Source organism: Nocardia carnea (genome assembly GCF_029868855.1).
Taxonomy (GTDB): domain Bacteria; phylum Actinomycetota; class Actinomycetes; order Mycobacteriales; family Mycobacteriaceae; genus Nocardia; species Nocardia carnea_A.
The window spans coordinates 1-5,446 of the sequence record NZ_JARWOV010000225.1 but is presented as its reverse complement, the minus strand read 5'-3'; the positions used below and the strand labels follow the sequence as shown (position 1 = coordinate 5,446).

Below are 5,446 nucleotides of genomic sequence, written 5' to 3'. Positions count from 1 at the left end.
TAACCGGGGTATCACCTCGGTGGATATCGTCGGTATCGCCACCGATCACTGTGTCCGGGCCACCGCCCTGGACGCGGCCGCGGCCGGTTTCAGCACCCGTGTACTGCTCGGATTTACCGCGGGCGAGCCCCGTGGGCGGGGGTCCCCCCCGACCCAACCGCGCGGCGCACACCACCCCCGGTGGGGGCCCGCCGCTTTCTTTCGGGTGACCGGTTCCGCCCGGCTCGCGGCCACCATGCGATTGTTGATACATGACGGAACAGCAAACCCGGCTCCCGCAGTCGATGGCCGATCTGAGCCCCGAGGAGATGAACGAGATCAACAAGGGGACGTTCGCGGACCTGCTGGGTCTGCGGATGACCGAACTCGGCCCGGATCGGGTATGTGGCGAATGGATCGTCACCCCGCGCCACCATCAGCCGGCCGGGATCCAGAACGGTGGCGTGCTGTGCACTGTCGTGGAAACACTCGCCAGCACCGGCGGCGCTGCCTGGTACGGCGATCGGGGAGTCGTGGTCGGGGTCAACAACTCCACCGATTTTCTCCGGGCCGTACGCGACGGCAAACTCACCGCCGAGGCCACCCCGATCCATCGGGGCGGGATGCAGCAGCTGTGGCAGGTCGTGGTCACCGACGACGACGGGCGGCTCGTCGCCCGCGGTCAGGTGCGTTTGCAGAACCTGCCGCACCGGTCCTGAGACCGGCCGGTGTACCGGCGGCCGAACGACCACGGGCCGCGACAGCGCGTAGATCGCGTCGCGGCCCGTGGTGCGCGAACCGGGATAGCTCCCGTGGCTCAGATTCCGCCGGTCGACAGCAGGCCGCCGTCGACACGCACCGTTTCACCGGTGATCCACTGTGCCTGGTCCGAGGCCAGGAACGCGATCAACCGGGCCACATCCTCCGGCGAACCGAGCCGCTTCATCGGATAGACCTGCGCTGCGGCGTCCTCGTCGGCCGAGTACAGCGCATCCGCGAAACTGGTCTTCACCACCCCGGGCGCGACCGCGTTGACCCGGATCTTCGGGCCCAGCTGCCAGGCGAGTTCGTCGGTGAGCCGGATCAACGCGGCCTTGGAAGCCCCGTAGGCGGCGATCACCCCGGTGGAGCGCAGGCCCGCGACGCTGGCCACGTTCACCACCGCGCCCCCGTGCTCTCCCATCCACGCCTTGTACGCCTCCTGGATGTAGCCCAGGGCGGCGACGACGTTCACATCGAAGATCTTGCGGACCGCGTCCAGATCGGCCTCCATGAGGGACCCGTACACCGGGTTGATACCGGTGTTGTTGATCAGGATGTCCAGCGACCCGAATTCGGTGACCGCCCGCTGTACCGCGGCCGTCCGGGCCTCGGCGTCGCCGGAATTGCCGGCCAGCGCGACGACCTCGCCCTGATGCCCCAACCCGCGCAGTTCGGCGGCCGCCTTGTCCAGCGGTTCGGGTTTGCGCGCGGTGATCAGCACGTTCGCGCCCCGGTTCAGCAGCTCCGCGGCCACCGCGTAGCCGATACCCCGGCTGGCCCCGGAGACCAGCGCGCTCTTACCCAACAGATCGGTGCTCATAGCCGGGCACGTTACCGTGTCCGATCCGGCTACCGGTCGGCAGCGGCGGGGCCGGAGGCCGCAACGGGCGGGGCCACCGCGCGGGCAGGTAAAATCGGTGGTTCCGTGTCCGGATACGGCCGATCATGGGTGGAAAGTTCCTCCTGCCGAACCCGCCGGGCCATCGCCCCCAACCTGCTGCCGAGGAGATATCTGTGATCACCGCGACCGACCTCGAGGTCCGGGCCGGCGTCCGTACCCTGCTGTCCGCGCCCGGACCGGCGTTGCGGGTGCAGGCCGGCGACCGGATCGGCCTGGTCGGCCGTAACGGTGCCGGGAAGACCACCACCCTGCGCATCCTGGCCGGGGAAGGCGAACCGTACGCCGGCACGATCACGCGGTCGAGTGATATCGGCTACCTGCCGCAGGATCCGCGCGAGGGCAATCTCGATGTGCTGGCCCGGGACCGGGTGCTGTCGGCCCGCGGCCTGGACGCGCTGATCCGGGATATGGAGAAACAGCAGGCGCTCATGGCCGAACTGGCCGACGAAACCGAACGCGAGCGGGCCGTACGCAAGTACGGGCGCCTCGAGGATCGTTTCTCCGCGCTGGGCGGCTACGTCGCGGAAAGTGAGGCGGCCCGGATCTGCCACAGCCTGGGCCTGCCGGACCGGGTGCTGGACCAGTCGCTGCGGACGTTGTCCGGCGGTCAGCGGCGCCGAATCGAGCTGGCCCGCATTCTGTTCGCGGCCTCCGACGGCAGCGGCGGACGGTCCGACACCACCCTGCTGCTGGACGAGCCCACCAACCATCTGGACGCCGACTCGATCACCTGGCTGCGCGGGTTCCTGCAGAACCACGACGGCGGGCTCATCGTGATCAGCCACGATGTCGACCTGCTCGCCGATGTCGTGAACAAGGTGTGGTTCCTCGACGCCGTCCGCGGGGAAGCCGATGTCTACAACATGGGCTGGACCAAATACCTCGACGCCCGGGCCACCGATGAACAGCGCCGCCGCCGGGAACGTGCCAACGCCGAGAAGAAGGCCTCGGCGCTGCGGGCCCAGGCCGCCAAACTGGGCGCCAAGGCCACGAAAGCCGTTGCCGCCCAGAACATGGCCAAACGCGCCGATCGGCTGCTCGCCGAACTGGACGAGGTGCGCGTCGCGGACAAGGTCGCGCGGATCAAGTTCCCGGAACCGGCGGCCTGCGGTAAGACCCCGTTGACGGCGGAGAATCTCACCAAGGTCTACGGTTCGCTGGAGATCTTCACCGGGGTCGACCTGGCCATCGACCGTGGCAGCCGCGTGGTGGTACTGGGCCTCAACGGTGCCGGTAAGACCACCCTGCTGCGGTTGCTCGCCGGCACCGAGGAACCGACCGGCGGCTCGCTGGTACCCGGTCACGGGCTGAAGGTCGGATACTTCGCCCAGGAGCACGACACCCTCGACGATTCGGCCACCGTATGGGAGAACATCCGGCATGCGGCACCCGATGCGGGCGAGCAGGAATTGCGCGGCCTGCTGGGCGCCTTCATGTTCAGCGGACCGCAGCTCGACCAGCCCGCGGGCACACTGTCCGGCGGTGAGAAAACCCGGCTGGCGCTGGCCGGGCTCGTCTCCTCGGCGGCCAATGTGCTGTTGCTCGACGAACCGACCAACAATCTGGATCCCATCTCCCGCGAACAGGTCCTCGACGCGCTGCGCACCTACGCCGGCGCGGTAGTCCTGGTCACCCACGATCCCGGAGCCGCCGAAGCCCTGAATCCGGAGCGGGTGATCCTGCTCCCGGACGGCACCGAGGACCATTGGTCGGCCGAGTACCTGGAATTGATTCAGCTCGCGTGAGTTTCATCACAAGAACTCATTGCCGGATGCTCGCCGAATGCTTAGCCTGAGAGTGACGCTGCTCGGCGACTCGGAGGAAGCCATGGGCGACAGGCCGGTACAGAGCAAGAGCACATTGGGTAAAGGCACCCGCGTCACGGGAAAGTCACGCGACCGCCTGCAGACCCAGTTGAAGAAGCAATACGAAGCAGGGGCGAGCATCAGGTCGCTGGCACGCGCGACCGGGCGTTCCTACGGCTTCATCCACAACGTGCTGACGGAGTCGCATGTGCAACTCCGCAGCCGTGGTGGCGCGAACCGCCGTAAAGCCCGCTAGCCGCACCGTATTCGCAGGCCCCGCCGCCGGATATCGACCCGGCGGCGCGAGGCCGGGTGTGCCGGGGCGCCGGGTCACCAGCCGGGAACGGTGCTGTCACCGTGGGCGAGCAGACCTGCCAGACTGGCAAAGATCGGCAATCCGGTCTTGATCTCGAGATAGGCGAATTGTCCCTGCGGGTTGACCTCGAGGAAATAATGCTCGCCGTCGAGACCCACCCGCAGATCCAGCACGCCGAAGCCGAGTCCGAGCGCGCCCATCAGGGTGGCCAGCGATTTGCTGACCGCGGCCGGTAGCCGGGCGGGTGAGAAGTCGACCGAGACATCGAGCCGGGAGTCCACGCGCCCCGCACCCGCGCGGGAATCGATCCGGACCACCCATTCCTGCCCGTCCACCCAGACCACGCGCAGATCGCATTCGGGATCGATATACCGCTGGAAGATCGTCGGCGCCCAGCGGATCGCACCGAGCCGGTGCAGGTCGGCGGATTCGACGAGCCGGGTCTCGGCGAATTCTGCCCGGGAGGTACCGGTACGTTTGAAAACGACCCGGCCCGCACTGGTTTCGATGAATTCGCGGGCCTCGCCGGGGTCGTTGGTCACGAGGGTTTCCGGGATCGCGCAGCCGGCCCGCCGGGCCGTATCGAGTTGTACGATCTTGCGGTGGGCGAGCCGGTCGTGGCCGGGATCGTTGACCCACCGCGCCGGTAGCGACCACAGCAGGCCCTGCGCGAACCCATCGCATTCGGCCTGCCGATAGGCGTCGTCGTCGGCCCGGACGCCGGCCGGGACCCGGCTGGGATGCGGCCGCCGCCACCACACCGCCCGTATATCGTCGAGCTCGGCCAGCCCCGCCAGCGAACGCGTGCTCGCGGATCGGTCCAGCCGGAAACTGCCCGATTCCCGGGGGAAATCGCGGAGGTCGAACCGTAGCGTGTTGACGCCGTACTGCTCTCGCAGCGTGGCCTGCATGGCCGCGGCGTGCAGATCATCGGATTCGGAGACGATGAGGACCGACCCCTGCCGGGTGGTCATCGAGGCGGCCGCTCAGTCGAGACTGTCGCAGTGGACACCGTCATCGCTGCTGTTGTGCGACCGGGTTTGCGCGAAGGTGAAGGTCGCGGGATGGTGCGGGGAATCGGCGAGGTGTAGTCGCCGCGCCCAGGTTTCGGTGAGCCGGCGTAGCTGGGTATCGCCGAAGGCCGGAGACGGCGGCGCCGCCAGCGTCAGCGGCCGTTCGCCGACATCGATGCGCAGCCGACGGGTGAAATCGGCGGTGGCGCCGGGCCGGATATCGACCAGTACCGCGCCCGCGGGTTCGCTGGACCGGCCGTCGTATTCCCGGATCCCGAGTACATCGCAGCGGTCGAAGGTCCACGTCCCGTCCGCGACCCGTATCCGGACAGCACCCTCACGTTCGCCGAGCAGCACACCGGCGAGCGTGGCCACCGTATCGGATTGTGTTGTGCCGACGGGAGGCAGGACATCGGTCATCTGATTTCTCCGATCTAGCTCGCAATGTGCCACGACCCGAGCGCGTCCGGATCATAACGCCGTCGAGGGACGGCGGCGGCCGATATCGCCGGATTCGGCGTCAGCTGAAGCTGATCTCGAGGACTCGGAAATTACCGGGGCGGAACTTTTCCGGGGGGGGGGGGGGGGGGGGCCGCGGCCCCCCGGGGTTTGAGGGGGGGGGGGGGGGGGGGGGGGGCGCGGGGGGTGGGGGGGGGGGGGGGGGGGGCGC

General features: G+C 68.5%; 6 protein-coding genes and 1 pseudogene. 4 read left to right on the top strand and 3 right to left on the bottom strand.

Annotated features, from left to right (window positions below; all coding sequences use genetic code 11):
• A pseudogene (locus QH195_RS21885) lies at positions 1-124 on the top strand (isochorismatase family protein); the annotation flags it as partial.
• A 127-nt stretch (positions 125-251) separates the two neighbouring features.
• Positions 252-698, top strand: coding sequence for a PaaI family thioesterase (locus tag QH195_RS21880; RefSeq protein ID WP_432278302.1), 447 nt, complete (start codon positions 252-254; stop codon positions 696-698).
• A gap of 98 nt (positions 699-796) precedes the next feature.
• Here the strand turns inward: QH195_RS21880 and QH195_RS21875 are convergent, their stop codons facing one another.
• Complete coding sequence (locus QH195_RS21875; protein ID WP_280436802.1) at positions 797-1,561, bottom strand: SDR family oxidoreductase; 765 nt, start codon at positions 1,559-1,561, stop codon at positions 797-799.
• 194 nt (positions 1,562-1,755) lie between these two features.
• Here QH195_RS21875 and QH195_RS21870 point away from each other — a divergent pair, with 194 nt between their 5' ends.
• Both QH195_RS21870 and QH195_RS21865 read left to right on the top strand, forming a co-directional pair.
• A complete protein-coding gene (locus QH195_RS21870) occupies positions 1,756-3,387 on the top strand; it encodes an ABC-F family ATP-binding cassette domain-containing protein (RefSeq protein WP_280422021.1) in 1,632 nt (543 codons plus the stop codon).
• A gap of 82 nt (positions 3,388-3,469) precedes the next feature.
• Positions 3,470-3,703, top strand: a complete 234-nt coding sequence (locus tag QH195_RS21865; RefSeq protein WP_280422023.1) for a helix-turn-helix domain-containing protein — start codon at positions 3,470-3,472, stop codon at positions 3,701-3,703.
• A gap of 74 nt (positions 3,704-3,777) precedes the next feature.
• Here the strand turns inward: QH195_RS21865 and QH195_RS21860 are convergent, their stop codons facing one another.
• The gene (locus tag QH195_RS21860) at positions 3,778-4,737 is read right to left on the bottom strand and encodes an MvdC/MvdD family ATP grasp protein (RefSeq protein ID WP_280436801.1); all 960 of its coding nucleotides are present in this window, start codon (positions 4,735-4,737) and stop codon (positions 3,778-3,780) included.
• Between the two features lie 12 nt (positions 4,738-4,749).
• On the bottom strand, positions 4,750-5,196 hold the full coding sequence (locus QH195_RS21855; protein ID WP_280436800.1) for a hypothetical protein: 447 nt from the start codon (positions 5,194-5,196) through the stop codon (positions 4,750-4,752).
• Positions 5,197-5,446: the final 250 nt, after the last annotated feature.

Coding starts and splice junctions, on each gene's coding strand:
- QH195_RS21855 (WP_280436800.1), bottom strand. CDS start 5,196: ATGACCGATGTCCTGCCTCCCGTCGGCACAACACAATCCGATACGGTG.
- QH195_RS21860 (WP_280436801.1), bottom strand. CDS start 4,737: ATGACCACCCGGCAGGGGTCGGTCCTCATCGTCTCCGAATCCGATGAT.
- QH195_RS21880 (WP_432278302.1), top strand. CDS start 252: ATGACGGAACAGCAAACCCGGCTCCCGCAGTCGATGGCCGATCTGAGC.
- QH195_RS21865 (WP_280422023.1), top strand. CDS start 3,470: ATGGGCGACAGGCCGGTACAGAGCAAGAGCACATTGGGTAAAGGCACC.
- QH195_RS21875 (WP_280436802.1), bottom strand. CDS start 1,561: ATGAGCACCGATCTGTTGGGTAAGAGCGCGCTGGTCTCCGGGGCCAGC.